Source organism: Salinarimonas ramus (genome assembly GCF_014645695.1).
Taxonomy (GTDB): domain Bacteria; phylum Pseudomonadota; class Alphaproteobacteria; order Rhizobiales; family Beijerinckiaceae; genus Salinarimonas; species Salinarimonas ramus.
Genome location: NZ_BMMF01000020.1, coordinates 16,552 through 31,384, shown reverse-complemented (window position 1 = coordinate 31,384; position 14,833 = coordinate 16,552). Strand labels below are relative to the sequence as shown.

At 68.2% G+C, this 14,833-nt stretch carries 17 protein-coding genes; 1 reads left to right on the top strand and 16 read right to left on the bottom strand.

Going from position 1 to position 14,833, the window contains the following annotated elements; genetic code table 11:
• Positions 1-2,187: hypothetical protein (locus tag IEX89_RS23530; protein WP_188915732.1), on the top strand; the 2,187-nt coding region annotated here is incomplete at its 5' end.
• 560 nt (positions 2,188-2,747) lie between these two features.
• Here IEX89_RS23530 and IEX89_RS23525 read toward each other — a convergent pair.
• From IEX89_RS23525 to IEX89_RS23450, 16 genes are all read right to left on the bottom strand, one after another.
• Entirely contained in the window at positions 2,748-3,035 is a 288-nt protein-coding gene (locus IEX89_RS23525; protein WP_188915731.1) for a copper-binding protein, read from the bottom strand.
• A 23-nt stretch (positions 3,036-3,058) separates the two neighbouring features.
• The gene (locus tag IEX89_RS23520) at positions 3,059-3,544 is read right to left on the bottom strand and encodes a cupredoxin domain-containing protein (RefSeq protein WP_188915730.1); all 486 of its coding nucleotides are present in this window, start codon (positions 3,542-3,544) and stop codon (positions 3,059-3,061) included.
• A gap of 30 nt (positions 3,545-3,574) precedes the next feature.
• The gene (locus IEX89_RS23515; protein ID WP_188915729.1) at positions 3,575-4,984 is read right to left on the bottom strand and encodes a multicopper oxidase family protein; all 1,410 of its coding nucleotides are present in this window, start codon (positions 4,982-4,984) and stop codon (positions 3,575-3,577) included.
• A 22-nt stretch (positions 4,985-5,006) separates the two neighbouring features.
• Complete coding sequence (locus IEX89_RS23510; RefSeq protein WP_244645667.1) at positions 5,007-6,440, bottom strand: TolC family protein; 1,434 nt, start codon at positions 6,438-6,440, stop codon at positions 5,007-5,009.
• 4 nt (positions 6,441-6,444) lie between these two features.
• A complete protein-coding gene (locus IEX89_RS23505) occupies positions 6,445-6,654 on the bottom strand; it encodes a hypothetical protein (RefSeq protein ID WP_188915728.1) in 210 nt (69 codons plus the stop codon).
• A gap of 117 nt (positions 6,655-6,771) precedes the next feature.
• Positions 6,772-7,212: a hypothetical protein gene (locus tag IEX89_RS23500; RefSeq protein ID WP_188915727.1), complete on the bottom strand. Its 441-nt coding sequence runs from the start codon at positions 7,210-7,212 to the stop codon at positions 6,772-6,774.
• Between the two features lie 137 nt (positions 7,213-7,349).
• Positions 7,350-7,796 carry an EF-hand domain-containing protein gene (locus IEX89_RS23495; RefSeq protein WP_188915726.1) on the bottom strand — a complete coding sequence of 149 codons (447 nt, stop codon included), beginning with the start codon at positions 7,794-7,796 and terminating at the stop codon, positions 7,350-7,352.
• 105 nt (positions 7,797-7,901) lie between these two features.
• Positions 7,902-8,381: a c-type cytochrome gene (locus IEX89_RS23490; protein ID WP_308423854.1), complete on the bottom strand. Its 480-nt coding sequence runs from the start codon at positions 8,379-8,381 to the stop codon at positions 7,902-7,904.
• Positions 8,382-8,384: 3 nt separating this feature from the next.
• Positions 8,385-8,858, bottom strand: coding sequence for a DUF411 domain-containing protein (locus IEX89_RS23485; RefSeq protein WP_188915725.1), 474 nt, complete (start codon positions 8,856-8,858; stop codon positions 8,385-8,387).
• Positions 8,859-8,910: 52 nt separating this feature from the next.
• Positions 8,911-11,298 carry a heavy metal translocating P-type ATPase gene (locus tag IEX89_RS23480; protein WP_188915724.1) on the bottom strand — a complete coding sequence of 796 codons (2,388 nt, stop codon included), beginning with the start codon at positions 11,296-11,298 and terminating at the stop codon, positions 8,911-8,913.
• A gap of 72 nt (positions 11,299-11,370) precedes the next feature.
• On the bottom strand, positions 11,371-11,787 hold the full coding sequence (locus tag IEX89_RS23475) for a c-type cytochrome (RefSeq protein WP_244645666.1): 417 nt from the start codon (positions 11,785-11,787) through the stop codon (positions 11,371-11,373).
• A 23-nt stretch (positions 11,788-11,810) separates the two neighbouring features.
• Positions 11,811-11,963 carry a hypothetical protein gene (locus IEX89_RS24570; RefSeq protein WP_188915736.1) on the bottom strand — a complete coding sequence of 51 codons (153 nt, stop codon included), beginning with the start codon at positions 11,961-11,963 and terminating at the stop codon, positions 11,811-11,813.
• 30 nt (positions 11,964-11,993) lie between these two features.
• Positions 11,994-13,412 (bottom strand): multicopper oxidase family protein, encoded by a 1,419-nt coding sequence (locus IEX89_RS23465; RefSeq protein ID WP_188915722.1) that lies wholly within the window; start codon positions 13,410-13,412, stop codon positions 11,994-11,996.
• Between the two features lie 60 nt (positions 13,413-13,472).
• Positions 13,473-13,829 (bottom strand): hypothetical protein, encoded by a 357-nt coding sequence (locus tag IEX89_RS23460; protein ID WP_188915721.1) that lies wholly within the window; start codon positions 13,827-13,829, stop codon positions 13,473-13,475.
• A 66-nt stretch (positions 13,830-13,895) separates the two neighbouring features.
• Positions 13,896-14,381 carry a DUF6692 family protein gene (locus tag IEX89_RS23455; RefSeq protein ID WP_188915720.1) on the bottom strand — a complete coding sequence of 162 codons (486 nt, stop codon included), beginning with the start codon at positions 14,379-14,381 and terminating at the stop codon, positions 13,896-13,898.
• Positions 14,381-14,830 carry a DUF305 domain-containing protein gene (locus IEX89_RS23450; protein WP_188915719.1) on the bottom strand — a complete coding sequence of 150 codons (450 nt, stop codon included), beginning with the start codon at positions 14,828-14,830 and terminating at the stop codon, positions 14,381-14,383. Before IEX89_RS23450 ends, IEX89_RS23455 begins: the two co-directional genes overlap by 1 nt.
• Between the last annotated feature and the right edge of the window lie 3 nt (positions 14,831-14,833).

Below are 14,833 nucleotides of genomic sequence, written 5' to 3'. Positions count from 1 at the left end.
GTCGATGACCACCCGCGAAGCCGTCCGTCCGCTACGGCGCTATGGAGGGCGCGCGGCCGGACGGCTCCGCTCCCGTCGAGCTACACCACCATCGGGGACACGACCTCCGGCACCTGTGGCACCAACTTCGAGATCCTATCGAACGAGCATCTCGTCGCGGAAATCGAGCGCCTCAGAAACATGAATGGAGTGCTCGACGGTCCGCGCTGCCGTGCCTGCGGCGCCGCCTATCTCGAAAATCCCGACGAGTTCATCCTGAACGGAGCCAACGGGAAGAAGCCCGTGCGTGGTCACGGCGAGGGCGAGGTTGAGAAGCCGCTGCGCGTGAGGCTTATCCATCGGCCGTGCAGAGGCCGTCCGGGAAGCCGGTTCAGCGTAACGCTCGACCATCTCCGCCAGAAGAGCACCGCACAGAATGCGTCTATTCTGAAGGCGTTCGTGAACGGCGGCGGCATCCAGAAAGTCAGGCGGATGATCCTGGCGGTGGAGGGCCGCAATTGCGGCGTAGCGCGGGTCTATGATCGGCTCTTCTGGCTCGAGAAGACATTGCTGGCCTACGAGCGCGAGCAGCTCAGGCGATGGAAGGCGCGCGTCGAGGCTTCAGGGCAGCGTGTCTACAATCACCTTGCTCACGACGATATCGCCCTCAACGTGAATTGGGAGACGTCGGAAGACCGGCGCCTGACGACCCTCAACTGCTCGACAACAGCAGATGTGAAAAGTGGCTATGTCTATAGAATTGATGTTGATTTCGATCCGACGATCAATCCGGCGGACTTCATTGCTCAGGTGTTCGGCGAGCCGGATGAGCCGCGACGTCATCTGAACAAGAGCTACACGAACTTGGCCGGAGACACGTTCACTCATCCGCTGATGAGCTTTCAAAGGGAGACCGGCCGCCTCGATGAACGAAACCTGTTCGCGGCCGCGGCGCATCAGCACTCCCTATTTCTGAGCCAGAAATTGCCGCTTCTCGCTGCCGACGATCTGACGAAGCGACGTATCGAACGTGAGGTCTCGGCCCGAATCGACCTGATCGACGAGCTGCGCCTAAACTACTTTGCATTCCCGGCCACACAACGCGATACATCGCGAACGCCGTTCTCCGGTATCATGACGCGCGACATCTATACGAAAGCCGCGCACCTCCATCTCGTAAAGGAGATGCTGCCGCGTGGCGCGATCAAGCTCGTGACGGAGCAGGAAGCCACCCTGCCGCGTATCATTCCGCACATCTTCCACGATCACATCGCGGCCGACGATTTCACATGGCTGGCAATCGGCTTTGATAAAGAAGCGACGAAGCCGAAGCGCCAGAGGCGGATAAGCGACTACAAGCAAGCTTTTTCCGTATTCATGTTCGCGCTGCATGCAAGTGACCCAGATGCAGCCGAACGTATGTCGACGCCCGATCAGGTCCGAGCCTTTATCGCGCGGTTCATGTCGACCGCCACGCAGACCCACGCCGGCGTGACGACTGGGCCCATCCAGAGCAGCAACTACCAGCAGCGTTGGATGCCACAGATATGGGTGCACTCGCCCGTTGAGACACATGGCGAATCGCTGAAAATTGTCGGCCTTCCGCTCCCCCGACGAAGTCTCAGGACGTCGCTGCTGGGACTTCCTTTCTCGACGGACGTCCAGACGCTCGACGATCGCGATAAAGAGCGGATCGCGCGACACGTGTTCGATGCCACGCTGCAGCCCGTCAGCGCCTTCTTCAACGCGCTTCGTGAGCGTCTGAGCCCGGCCCGTCGAGCGGGCGGGCGCTCCGCCCGCGGCGGTGCGTCTTTCGTCAACGGTGCCTTCTACAATCCTCGAGCACTGATTGCGCTTCTCAACATCTTCAGAGTTCACTACAACTGGTTCGAGCCCCGTCCATACGTGACCGCTGGCGTTTCCGAGCTCGGCACCGAGGAAGTGGAGCGCGGCACGACAGTTGTGCGCATCCCCGGCACGGACGAGCTAATCGAGGTCGAGACGAAGGCAGAGCGACGGCCGATCAAGCGAACGCCCGCTATGAGGCTCGGCGCGCATCAAGTCGCGGATGATGAAGCGAACCCCGATCCGCCGGACCCGCTTCGCGTGCTGTATCGGCCCTGGATCTACGCCGGCACGCCGGTGTGGGACAAGTTCGAGACGCCCGGTGTTGATCAGCGACGGCGCCGATCAGCGCGAGTGCGATGACGCCCACCGGGAAGGCTATGCGGTCGCGTATTGCGTTACACCGAAGAGCGCCGCCGCGGGGCTCTGCGCTCCAGCGAGATGACGACTTGATGGCCCACAGGTTCGAATCCGAGCTCGGCCAAGACGGCGGCAACGCTCTCGAGCTGCGACGTTTCGCGCCATGAGGCCCTCGAGCGAGATCAGCACGACCATTTCGGCCCGGCCCGTGCCAATCGCTTGGTTCGGCCATCGCGCACCCGCCGACAAACGCTTCGACATGGCCGAGCCTTTCGAGCAGCGCGGCGGCGGCCGAAACTGACCCGTAAGTCAATCCCTCGGTCGCCGAGGCGCCGCCGCGATCGGCCGAGTGCCGCGCACGAGCGCAAAGTCGTTCGAAAGACAGGGTTAATGAGATCGGAACGAGGAGAGCACCTGAATTAGTAATAGGGATATAATCCAAGACAATCCTGTTCTCGATGCCAGGATAGGAGGCTTGGTCGTTCAACGCTCAGAGGTGGCGATGGGCCCATTACACCGGACGGATCTATCCAGCTCCGCCCGGTGCATCCGGCGTCCTCGGCTCAGTCCGCCTTCTCGATCCGCGTGATCGTGATGGCGCCGTTCACCCGGTCGGCCTCGAAGACCACGCGGTCGCCGACGGCGAGGCCTTCGACCATGGCCATGTCGGGGACGCGGAAGACCATGGTCATCGCGTCCATCTCGAGGTTCTCGATCGGACCGTGGCGGACGGTGACCTTGCCGGCCGCCTCGTCGATCTTGCGGATCTCGCCTTCGGCCGCCGAGGCGGCGGCAATGCCGGTCGAGAGGAAGAGCGCGCCCAGCTTGGCGGTGAGGATGTTGCGGTTCATCGTCGTTCTCCGGGGTGTTCGGGTCAGCGGACCACGATGGTGCCGCGCATGCCGGCGTCGAGGTGGCCGGGGATCAGGCAGGCGAACTCGAAGGTGCCGGCCTCCGTGAACTGCCAGACGAGTTCCCCGTGGTGCTCGGCGTGGAGCCGCCGCGCGTTCGGGTCGTCGTGCTCCATTTCCGGAAACTTCATCATCATCTCGGCGTGCTTGCGGTTCTCCTCGACGGTGCCGATGACGAACTCGTGCTCGAGCGCGCCGGCATTGGCGAGGACGAAGCGGATCTGCTCGCCCTGCGCGACCTCCACGAGGTCGGGCTGGAACAGCATCGTGCCGTCGCCTTCGAGCATGGTGACCTCGACGACGCGGGCGGGCTTCGACGGGTCGCCTTCGCGCCCGAAGGCGTATTCGTCGCCGTGGCCGTGCCCCTGGGCGCCCGGCCCGGCGAGGGCCGCCGTTCCGCCGAGCGCGAGCGCCGCGGCGAGCGCGAGCGTGTGTTTGCGAACGATCATGCGGTCGTCTCCTGTGTCGATCTCGATGTGTCAGTGGTCGTGATGGCCGCCGGACGCGGGCGCGTTGGTGCGGGTGCGGGGATCGACGGCACGGTAGTTCGCCGTCTCCGGGGCGGGCGCGTCGGCGCGGGTGGCCTCTGGGATCTCGCCGGTCCATTCGTAGGCGACGGTGCCCGCCGGATGGTCGAACCAACCCGGATCGGAATAGTCGTCGGCCGCGAGGCCCTCGCGCACCTTCACCACCGAGAACATGCCGCCCATCTCGATCGGCCCGAACGGTCCCCAGCCCGTCATCATCGGCAGGGTGTTCTCGGGCAGCGGCATCTCCATCGTGCCCATCTCGCCCATCCCGGCCGTGCCCATCGGCATGTAGTCGGGGGCGAGCCTGCGAATGCGCGCGGCCGGCGCCGCCTTGTCGACGCCGATCCAGGTGTTCACGCCGTGGCCCATGGCGTTCATGGTGTGGTGCGACTTGTGGCAATGGATCGCCCAATCGCCTTCGTGCTCGGCCACGAAGTCGAAGGCGCGCATCTGGCCCACCGCCACGTCGATGCTCACCTCCGGCCAGGCGGCGTTCTCCGGCACCCAGCCGCCGTCCGTGCACGAGACCTTGAAGTCGTAGCCGTGCATGTGGATCGGGTGGTTGGTCATGGTGAGATTGCCGAAGCGGATGCGGACCTTGTCCCCCTTGGCGACGACGAACGGATCGATGCCGGGGAAGACGCGGCTGTTCCAGCACCACAGATTGAAGTCGAGCATCGTCATGACGCGGGGCACGTAGGCCCCCGGCTCGATGTCGAAGGCGTTGAGCAGGAACACGAAGTCGCGGTCGACGCGCCGGAAGGCCGGGTCGCGCGGGTGGACGACGAAGAAGCCCATCATGCCCATCGCCATCTGGACCATCTCGTCCGAATGCGGGTGGTACATGAAGGTGCCGGACTTCCGCAGCACGAACTCGTAGACGAAGGTCTTGCCGGGCGGGATATGCGGCTGGTTGAGGCCCCCGACCCCGTCCATGCCGTTGGGCAGGATCTGGCCGTGCCAGTGCACCGCCGTGTTCTCGGGCAGCTTGTTGGTCACGAAGATCCGGACCTTGTCGCCCTCCACCGCCTCGATCGTCGGGCCGGGGGACTGGCCGTTGTAGCCCCAGAGGTGGGCGTTCATGCCGGGCGCGAGCTCGCGCACGACGGGCTCGGCGACGAGGTGGAATTCCTTCCAGTCCCCGTTCATGCGCCACGGCAGCGTCCAGCCGTTGAGGGTCACGACGGGCTGGTAGTCGACGCCGGACGTCGGCACGAGCGGCGGCTGGGTCGTCGCCTCCGCCATGGTGGGGGCTTCGGGAATGCTCGCCGCCTGGACGCGGCCCGAGACCATCGAGGCGCTCGCCAAGGCGAGACCGCCACCGGCACCCAGCAATGCTCTACGCGAGATGTCGCTCATCGGAGTATCTCCTGTCTCGCAATCAATGGGGAGCCGCGCCGCCGCCGGCTTCGGCCACAACGGCGCCGCCGACGGCCGCGCCGCCTTCGAAGCCGCCGACGAGCGCGAAGCCGAGGTCGGTCTCGGCGATGAAGAAGTCCCGGCGCGCCTCGATCGCCTGGGCGTTGCTCAGGATCCGCAGCCGCGCGTCGGCGACGAAGTCGGTGACGTCGGCGATCATCGCGTTGTATTGGAGCAGCTGCTCCTCCTCGATCACCTGCCGGAGCGGCAGGACCTGGTCCTGGTAGAGCCGCGCGATCTCGTGGGTGCCGCGGTAGGTCTGATAGGCCTCACGCGCCTGCGAGCGAGCTTCGATCGCGTTCTGCTGAAGGGCGTTCGCCGCCTGGAGGACGGCGGCCTCGGCACGGGCCACCCGCGCCGCGCCGGTGTCGAAGATCGGGATCTCGAACTCGACCTCCACGCCGCGCCACTGCTCGACCTCCTTCTCGATCTCGCCGTTCTCGACGCTGCGCGAGCGCTCGGTGTTGGCGATGCCGACGAGGTCGAGATCCTGGACGAGGCGGGTCGCATCGGCGAAGCCCAGCGAGCGGCCGAGCGCTTCGAGCTCGAGGCGGCCGATCCTCAGGTCGAGCCGACGCTCGACGGCCTCGCGCTCCACGTCGCCGCGGGCGTGGAGGTGCCCCGGCAGAGGCGGCAGCCGATCCGGCAGCCGGAAGGCGACGTCATCGCCCCACAGGCCGAGAAGCCGGGTGAGCTTCTCGCGTTCGATCCGCTGCTGGAGGCGCGCGCGGGCGAGCTGGGCGCTGGTCTCGGCGGTGAAGGCGTGCTCGCGCGCCTGCGTGAGGCGTGTCGCCCCGCCGGTCTCGCCGAGCCCGACGAGGAGCTCGGAGGCGGCCTGCGCCGTCTCGCGGGCGTCGGTGAGGAAGGCCACCATCTGGTTGGCGGCGACCGCTCGAAAATATTGCCGTCGCACCTCGGCGGCGAGCGCGAGCGTCTCCTGCGCGGCCTTCAGCTGGGCGGCGCGGAAGCGCTCCCGGGCGATCGCCGTCCGCTCGGGCAACGTGGCGAGCGCGAACAGGCTCGTCACGATCTGCCGCTCGATTTCGAGCGTCCCGCTCGTCACGATGCGGGCGAGGCCGACCTTCGGGTTCGGTGGCAGGCTCGCCTGCACGAAGTCCGCCTCGGCGACGCCGAGCGCGGCGTAGGACGCCTGCAGGCCGCGATTCGACAGAAGCGCGACCTGCACGGCGGCGTCCGGTCCGAGCGGCCGCGCCAGCAGCGCGTCGGTGCGCGCCTCCGCGGAGGCGACGTCCTCGGGGGCGACGACGCGCTCGACGTCGGCCGCGAGCTCCGTTCGGACGATCTCCTGGACGGCGCTCATGCCGCCGTCGGGAGACAGGGTCTGGCAGCCGGCGAGGAGAGCCGCGCTGGCGAGAAGGATGGCTTTGCGGAGCACGACGTCACCTCCGCGGGGCCACGCGCCGGTTCACATCGCCCCAATCGAGCGGCTGGACCGGGCGATACGAGACGGTGCCGGCATCGACGGCGGTGGTGACGATGCGTGCGGAGGGCGCGGCCGGGTCTGCGGCGCGCACGAGATGCGTCGGCGGGTTCGTGGCGCAGGCCGCGAGGCCGAGCGCCGCCGCCGTCGCGAGGACGGGCTTGAGCATGTGTGGTCGGGATCCGAATCGATGCGAGGGTCGCGCCGGCGTCGGCGGGTCTCGTCGCATGGGAAAGGTCGAGGTGATACGTGCGCGAGGCGCCAACGCGGGCGCTGCGCCGAGACCTCAGGCCCTGGGTGGTCGTTCGATTCGGTTGGAGCGATGATCCTCGACGAGCGTGTCGATACGCCAGGCAGCGGCTATGGCGACCTGCGGCGTGCGCTGTGCATCCACGCCCCGCACGAAGAGAAAGGGATGGCACATCGCCATCTCGCAGCAGCCCGCTTGGGCGAGATCGCCGGAATTGTCGGGGCTTGCGCTGCAGAACGCGACCGTCTGGTCGGTCACCGGGTGCTCCGACGCACCGTGGCCGGCATGACCCGAGTGAGTTCGTGCGTGGGAATGGCCTGGTGCGTCGACGGCCTCGCAGCCCGGCTCGACCGTTGCGACCCCAACGTGGGCGGGATGGGCCGTCCCCGCATGCGCGACGCCGAGCGCGCCGGGCAGCGGAGCCGCCACCACGGACAAAGCGATCAGCAGTGCGAGCAGGGCACTGAGCAGGCGCAAGATCAGCTCCGAATCCTCACCCGTATAGAACTATCCCATTCGAGCTTCTGCACAAGTGTCCTGAGCGCCACACCGGGTCAGGGCCGGCGCATCCGAGCGCCGGCCCCAATACTTTCACGGGAGCTGCTGAACCCGCGTCACCGAGCGTCCGAACTTTCGTCGGCCGGCGCGCCGGTCATGAACCGCCGCACCTCGTCCTGCGTCACGCTGCCATCGTTGTCGGCATCCACGGCTCGGAAGATGCGGGCGTGGAATTCCTGGACCTCCTCCAGCGACAGCGCGCCGTTGCCGTCGGCGTCCATGACGGCGAACATGATCCGCGTCATTGGGCCATGCTCCATGCCTCTGCCGCCGCGCATCATGCCGGGGCCCATTTGCGGGCCCATGCCCATTCCCGGACCCATGCCGCGCTGCTGCATCATCTGCTGCATTTGCTCCGAATTCATCATCGGCATGCCCGCGCCCGGCTGGCCCGGCTGGGATTGCTCCTGTGGTGATGTCTGAGGAGACATCTGGGCTTGGGCGAAACCGGGGGCGGCCAGGAGGGCGGCGCCGGCTGCGAGCGTGAGGATCCGTCTGGTCATGGCGTTTTCCTTCTCGTTCGGCTCTTGGCGGGAGCCTTTTCCGCGAGCGCCGGCGGGTCCGGCGCACCTCCTCGCAAGCCGCAGAAAACACGATCGTTCCGCCGCCTAGCGAATACCGTTTGCGTGCTGCAATTCGCGCACATACGCGACGATATCGGCGACCTCGGCATTCGTGACGTGCGGCTGTGGCGGCATGTCGCCGAAGCCCCAGTGATGCGCACGCACGCCCTGCCGGACGGCGATGTGGAAGCTGCCGTCGGCGTGGTGGCTCGGTTCGTAGATCCGGTGAACGAGCGGCGGGCCGCTCTCCGAGCCTGCCGCGTTGGCGCCGTGGCAAGCCGTGCAATTCGCCGCGAACGCGGCCGCCCCGCGCTCTGCCTGCGCCGAGAGCGCCGGCACGGCGACGTCCACGACCGTCGCCGACGGCACGGGCCGAAACCAGAAGAGCGCCGCGGCGCCGAGGGCGACGATCACGCCGAGAAGCAGCGCGCCGCCCCGCCCGCCCGACTGATCCCGCGGTGCCGCTTTGCGAGTCTGTGGGTGGGCGGCGTTCTCGGTCGCGCGACGGGGGCTTCTGCGCGGCACGGCTCAGCGCTCTACCCGCTCCGCGCCGACGAAGGTCCCGAGCGGATGCCGCACGCCCTCCTCGCCGAACAGGACGACTTCGTAGGGTTCGGCGGCCATACCCGGCGCGTCCATCCCGGGGGATCCCATCGGCATGCCCGGAACCGCGACGCCGACCACGTCGGGGCGCTGCGCGAGCACGGCCTCGATCGCCGACACGGGAACGTGCCCCTCCAGGACGTAGCCGTCGACTTCGGCCGAGTGGCACGAAAGCAGATCGTCGGGCACGCCGAGTTCGGCCTTGATTTCGTGCATGAGGGACGTCTCGCGAACCTCCACCTCGAAGCCGGCGGCGCGGACGTGATCGACCCAGGCGCCGCAGCACCCGCAGTTCGGGTCCTTGTGGACGATCATGGTCCGGTTCGTTTCCGCGACGGCGCCGGACGCGCCGAGAAGGAGCGCGCCGGCGAGTGCGGCCGCCAAGGTCTTGTGGTTCATTCGTTTGTCTCCTGTTGCTGTCGAATATCCGTTCGAGAGTTGGGCCGATCGTTCAAAGCCTCGCCGTCCTGAGCCGCAGGGCGTTCGCGATGACGCTCACCGAGGACAGCGCCATGGCCGTCGCGGCGAGGACGGGCGAGAGCAGGATGCCGAAGATCGGGTAGAGCACGCCGGCGGCGACCGGAACGCCCATGGCGTTGTAGATGAAGGCGAAGAAGAGGTTCTGGCGGATGTTGCGCATGGTCGCCTCGGAGAGGCGGCGTGCGCGCACGATGCCGGTCAGATCGCCCTTGAGCAGCGTCACGCCCGCGCTCTCGATGGCGACGTCCGTGCCCGAGCCCATGGCGATGCCGACATCCGCCGCCGCGAGCGCGGGCGCATCGTTGACGCCATCGCCCGCCATGGCGACGATGCGGCCCTCGCGGCGCAGCCGCTCGACGACGGCGCTCTTCTGATCGGGCAGCACCTCCGCCTCGACCTCCTCGATGCCGAGCCGGCGAGCGACGGCCTCGGCGGTGGTGCGGTTGTCGCCGGTGAGCATGACGACGCGGATCCCCTCCGCACGAAGGCCCTCGAGCGCCTCCGGCGTCGTCGCCTTGACCGGATCGGCGATGCCGAGGATGCCGGCGGCGCGCCCGTCGATCGCGACGAAGATCGCGGTGGCGCCGTCGAGCCGCAGCCGCTCGGCGGCGTCGAGGGCGCCCTCAACGGCTACGCCCTCGTCGGCCATGAAGCGGGCATTGCCGAGCGCGAGGCGCTTGCCCTCGACGGTCCCGAGCGCGCCGCGACCGACGGGGCTGTCGAAGTCCGACACGTCGGGGAGCGCGAGACCGCGCTCGGTCGCCGCGGCGACGATCGCCGTCGCGAGAGGATGCTCGCTCGCCCGCTCGACGCCGGCCGCGAGGCGCAGGAGCTCGTCCTCGGCGATCTCGCCGAGCGGCACGACGGCGGTGACGCTGGGCTTGCCTTCCGTGAGCGTGCCGGTCTTGTCGACGACAAGCGTGTCGACGCGCTCCATGCGCTCCAGCGCCTCGGCATTCTTGATGAGCACGCCGCCCTGGGCGCCGCGCCCGACGCCGACCATGATCGACATCGGCGTCGCGAGACCGAGCGCGCAGGGGCAGGCGATGATGACTACCGCTACCGCCGCGATGATCGCATAGGACAGCCGCGGCTCGGGCCCGAAGAAGAACCAGCCGACGAAGGCGGCGATGGCGATCAGGATTACGAGGGGGACGAACCATCCGGACACGGTATCGGCCAGCCGCTGGATCGGGGCGCGGCTGCGCTGCGCGTCCGAGACCATCTGCACGATGCGCGAGAGCATCGTGTCGCGGCCGATCTTCTCGGCGCGCATCACGACCGAGCCCGTCTGGTTCATAGTCCCCGCGATCACCTTGGCGCCGGGCTCCTTCGAGACGGGCATCGACTCGCCCGTCACCATGCTCTCGTCGACCGACGATCGGCCCTCGACGACCTCGCCGTCGACCGGCACCTTCTCGCCGGGACGCACCCGCAGCCGGTCGTCGACGGCGATGGCGTCGAGGGAGACCTCCTCGTCGCTTCCGTCCGCACGGATGCGGCGCGCGGTCTTCGGCGCGAGATCGAGGAGCGCCTTGATGGCGCCGGAGGTCTGCTCGCGGGCGCGCAACTCGAGCACCTGGCCGAGCAGCACGAGGACCGTGATCACCGCCGCCGCTTCGAAATAGGCGGGGATGGCCCCGTCCGGTCCACGGAGCAGAGCGGGAAAGACCCCCGGCGCGAGCGTCGCGACGAGGCTGTAGAGGAACGCCGCGCCGACGCCGAGCGCGATCAGCGTGAACATGTTGAGGCTGCGGTTCTTCAGCGACTGCCAACCGCGCACGAAGAACGGCGCGCCCGCCCAGACCACGACCGGCGTCGCGAGCACCATCTGCACCCAATTCGAGACCTGCTGGGGGATCACGTGCGCGAGTCCGAGGAAGTGCCCGCCCATCTCGAGAATGAACACCGGGACCGTCAGGACGAGGCCGATCCAGAAGCGCCGCGTCATGTCGGCGAGTTCGGGGTTCGGTCCGCTCTCGGCCGTGACCTCGACCGGTTCCAGCGCCATGCCGCAGATGGGGCACGAGCCCGGACCGACCTGTCGGATCTCGGGGTGCATCGGGCAGATGTAGATCGCTCCCTCGGGAACCGGCTCGTCGGTGCGCTTCGCCTCCTGCGCAGACAGGTAGCGGGCGGGATCGGCCTCGAACGTCTCCCGGCAGCTCTCCGAGCAGAAGTAGTAGGCCTTGCCACCGTGGCGGGCTCGGTGCGGTGTCGCGTGCGGATCGACGTGCATGCCGCAGACCGGATCGACGGCGTGGCCGTGGTGGTGTTCCGCATCGCCGTGAGCGTGCGGATGCGCATGCGAATGCGAATGCGAGTGGGATTGCCTGTGGCCGGCGTGGTTCTCGTTCATCGAGATATCTCTTCGTTCTGTCGTTCTCATGCGACCCTCGACCTTCCCATGATGGGAGGGTCAAGTCCCGATTTACGGGCCCGGGTCGGCGCGGGTTCGTTGCTCCTGAAACGCGTGTTCGCGCTCCGGCCAGGTGCTCTTGATGTAGGCGAGCACGGCTTCGATCTCGGCGTCGGTCAGCACGCCGGCGAAGCCCGGCATGTCGCTCTCGTAGCCCGGCACGAGTGCGCCGGGGCCGTGCTTCGTGATCGCGATCAGCTGGCGATCGGAATGGTGCCAGGTGTGGCCGGTCTCGTCGTGCGGCGGCGCGGGCAAGCGCCCGGAGGGCAGCCGCTCCTTCCAGTTCGGCTGTCCCTCGAGGTTCGCGCCGTGGCAGGCTGCACAATGCTCGGCGTAGAGCGCGCGGCCCTCGGCGATCCGCACGTCGGATCCGCCGCTCGGCGCGAACGCCCAGGTGATCGCCGCGCCCGCGAGCGCGAGGCCGGCCACGACGGCTATGCTCGCTTCCCGCCTCACGAGCGCAGATACTTGATCAGCGCCGCGATCAGGAGAATGACCAGGACGACGAGGACGAGGCCCCACAGGCCCATTCCCCACATCCAGCCGCCCATGTGGTCGGTCATCCAGCCGTTCATGTGGTCGCCCCATCCCTGCTGCATGCGCATGGTGTGGTCTCCCTTCCGAAGTGCTTCGGTTCAGACGACGCGCAGGATCGCGGACATCCCGCCGGCCTGATGCTCCAGCACGTGGCAATGGAGCAGCCAGTCGCCCGCGCCTTCCGCCACGAAGGCGATCCGCATGCGCTCCCGCGGCGCCATCAGCGCGGTGTCCGCGAGCGGCGCGTGCGGCTCCGGCGCGCCGTCCCGTTCGAGGATGCGGAACGCATGTCCGTGCAGATGGATCGGGTGCCACCAGGCGGTCTCGTTGACGAGGTCGAGCACGACCGAGCGCCCGCTTTCGACGGTGAGGATGGGCGGCAGGTCGTGCATGCCGTCGTCGGCGACGCCGTTCACCGCCCAGGCGAGACCGCGCATTATCATCGCGCGCATGGCGCCCGGACCGCCGCGCATGCCGCCCATCATCCCGCCTTCGAAGACGACGTCGAGGCGCTCGGCGGAGGCGAGGTCCGGCTCCGGCACAGGGTTCGGCGCGAGGACGAGGGACGCGTCGAGCGGGTCTTGGCGCAGGGGCGTCTCACCGTAGGCGAGATCGACCACGCGGTAGGGCTCGCGCGGGAAGACGTCGACGATCGAATTGCGCGCGCCCGGATTGCCGGCGCAGTCGAGGACGAGGTCGATGCGCATCCCCGGGCCGAGGAGAACGATGCCCTCCGGCGGCTCGTGGGGCGCCACGGGGTGCCCGTCGCGGGCGACGACGACCGGCAGCTCGCCCTCGAAGCGCAGGGCGAAGATGCGGGCATTGGCGACGTTGACGAGGCGAAGCCGCAGCCTCTCCCCGGTCGAGACCGCGAAGGCGTCCGGGATGCGGCCGTTCAGCGTCACCGTGTTGCCGAGCCGCCCGGCATGGCTCATGTCCATGCCGTTGCCGAAATCCTCCAGGATCGCGGCCTCGCGATCGAGCCGCCAATCGTTCAGCACCCAGACGACGTCCCGGTCGACGCGGAGCGGCTCGTCCTCCTCGACCACCAGCACGCCGGAGAGGCCGCGCTCCAGCTGTTCTGCGCTGGCGTAGTGCGGGTGATACCAGAACGTGCCGGCGTCCTGCGCATCGAATTCGTAGACGAAGCGCTCGCCGGGCGCGATCGGCGCCTGCGTGACGTGAGCGACACCGTCCATGGCGTTCGGCAGACGCAGCCCGTGCCAGTGCACCGTCGTCGGCGCCGGCAAACCGTTCTCGACGGCGACGCGCAGCCTGTCGCCCCGGCGGACCCGGAGCTCGGGGCCGGGTATGCTTCCATCGTAGGCCCACACCGCGGTGGGTGGATGTGGCGCGCCGACAAGGGCGGCTTCGGCGGGCGCAGGGGTCAGGGTGAAGTCGCGCACCGTGGCGGCGTGAACGCGCGAGAGGGGGAGCGCGAGCGCGGCGCCCAGCGCGGCGGATCGTGTGAGGAACGCGCGGCGCGTGAGCGCGGGCGCGGAGACGAGACGAGTCATGGATGCGAAGTTCCGGATGGCGGACAGGCGACGACGAGCCCCCGGCCTCCGGCCGCGAGCTCAGGCGAGCGTCGTCCCTCGTGGTGGCTCGGCCTCAGGGCCGATCGACCGGCCACCGATCCGTGCTGTAATCGCCGCCCAGCCCTCGCGACCGATGCCCATCGGCTGAACCTCCATCACCATGGACGGCAGGGCAGACACGGCGCAGGCGACCGCGCAGACGTCACCTCGCTCGTGGCCGGTGTGCTCGCATGCATCACGGACGTCGCTCGCGACGAAGGCCGTCCCGACGGCGTGCCCGTTCCAAGCGGAAGCATGTGCGAGCGCGCTCGTGCCCGCCGCGCCGACGATGATCGCCGGCAACGCGAAAAGCATGATGAACACGAGGCCGAGACGGCCGAGGCGCATGCGGGTCATGACGAATGACGTAGGTTTCGGGTGCCTCCGACGCAACTCCGCAAAAAACCGGGTGGTCCGGGCGCCTCACTCGACGCAGTCGTGATAACCGCCGTAGCCCGCATGCAACGCCTCGCCGATCGCGAACGTCGCCGTCGCTCGGCGGTCGTCGTCGGCCAGCGGCATGATGTCGGCGCGGATCGGGCCGGCTTCGAGGCTGTAGGCGGCGCCGGTGTCGCCGCGCGCGGCCGCGAGCAGCACGAGGTCCCCGCCGAGTTTCACGACGCCGCGGATCGGCGTGCCATCGGGCTCGAACGCGGTCGCGAAGACCGGGGCGCCCTCGCTGGTATAGCGGAAGACGCACAGGTGTTCGTCGCCCAGCGCCTGCTCGACCTCGTCCGCGTTCATGCGGGCGGGATCGACGGTCGGCACGTGGACGCCGGCGACGGCGGCCTCGGCATCGACGATCCGCGGCACCGTCTCGGCCCGGGCGGGGTCGACGATGTCGTCGGGCGCCGGCGCGGAATCGCAGGCGGCGAGCGCCAGGATGGTGGCGAGAGCGATAATGCGCATCAATCCCGCGCCTCCAGATTCTCGATGAGATACCGCATCTCCGCGATCTCCTTCTCCTGTGCCGCGATGATCTCGTCGGCGAGCTTCTTCACCCGCGGGTCCGAGATTTGCGCGCGCTCGGAGGTGAGGATCGCGATCGAATGGTGCGGGATCATCGCGCGCATGTAGTCGACGTCGTCGACGGTCGCCTGGCTGCGCACGAGCCACAGGGAGAGCGCGAACAGCGCGATGGCGCCGCCGAAGATGCCGAGGTTGATCGCCCGGCTTTTGTACATGCCCATCATGTAGGCGAGCATGATCACGGCCATGGTCGCGCCCATGAGAAGCGCCATCCAGAACCGGGTCTCCGACCAGAACACCTGCTCCCAGGCATAGGTGTTCAGATACATCAGCCCGTACATAACGACCGTAGAGGTCGCGATCATCGCGGCGAAACGCCAATAGGACATCGG

Coding starts and splice junctions, on each gene's coding strand:
- IEX89_RS23525 (WP_188915731.1), bottom strand. CDS start 3,035: ATGAACCGCAACATCCTCACCGCCAAGCTGGGCGCGCTCTTCCTCTCG.
- IEX89_RS23455 (WP_188915720.1), bottom strand. CDS start 14,381: ATGCGCATTATCGCTCTCGCCACCATCCTGGCGCTCGCCGCCTGCGAT.
- IEX89_RS23465 (WP_188915722.1), bottom strand. CDS start 13,412: ATGACTCGTCTCGTCTCCGCGCCCGCGCTCACGCGCCGCGCGTTCCTC.
- IEX89_RS23515 (WP_188915729.1), bottom strand. CDS start 4,984: ATGAGCGACATCTCGCGTAGAGCATTGCTGGGTGCCGGTGGCGGTCTC.
- IEX89_RS23520 (WP_188915730.1), bottom strand. CDS start 3,544: ATGATCGTTCGCAAACACACGCTCGCGCTCGCCGCGGCGCTCGCGCTC.
- IEX89_RS23450 (WP_188915719.1), bottom strand. CDS start 14,830: ATGTCCTATTGGCGTTTCGCCGCGATGATCGCGACCTCTACGGTCGTT.
- IEX89_RS24570 (WP_188915736.1), bottom strand. CDS start 11,963: ATGCGCATGCAGCAGGGATGGGGCGACCACATGAACGGCTGGATGACC.
- IEX89_RS23485 (WP_188915725.1), bottom strand. CDS start 8,858: ATGAACCACAAGACCTTGGCGGCCGCACTCGCCGGCGCGCTCCTTCTC.
- IEX89_RS23480 (WP_188915724.1), bottom strand. CDS start 11,298: ATGAACGAGAACCACGCCGGCCACAGGCAATCCCACTCGCATTCGCAT.
- IEX89_RS23460 (WP_188915721.1), bottom strand. CDS start 13,829: ATGACCCGCATGCGCCTCGGCCGTCTCGGCCTCGTGTTCATCATGCTT.
- IEX89_RS23505 (WP_188915728.1), bottom strand. CDS start 6,654: ATGCTCAAGCCCGTCCTCGCGACGGCGGCGGCGCTCGGCCTCGCGGCC.
- IEX89_RS23495 (WP_188915726.1), bottom strand. CDS start 7,796: ATGACCAGACGGATCCTCACGCTCGCAGCCGGCGCCGCCCTCCTGGCC.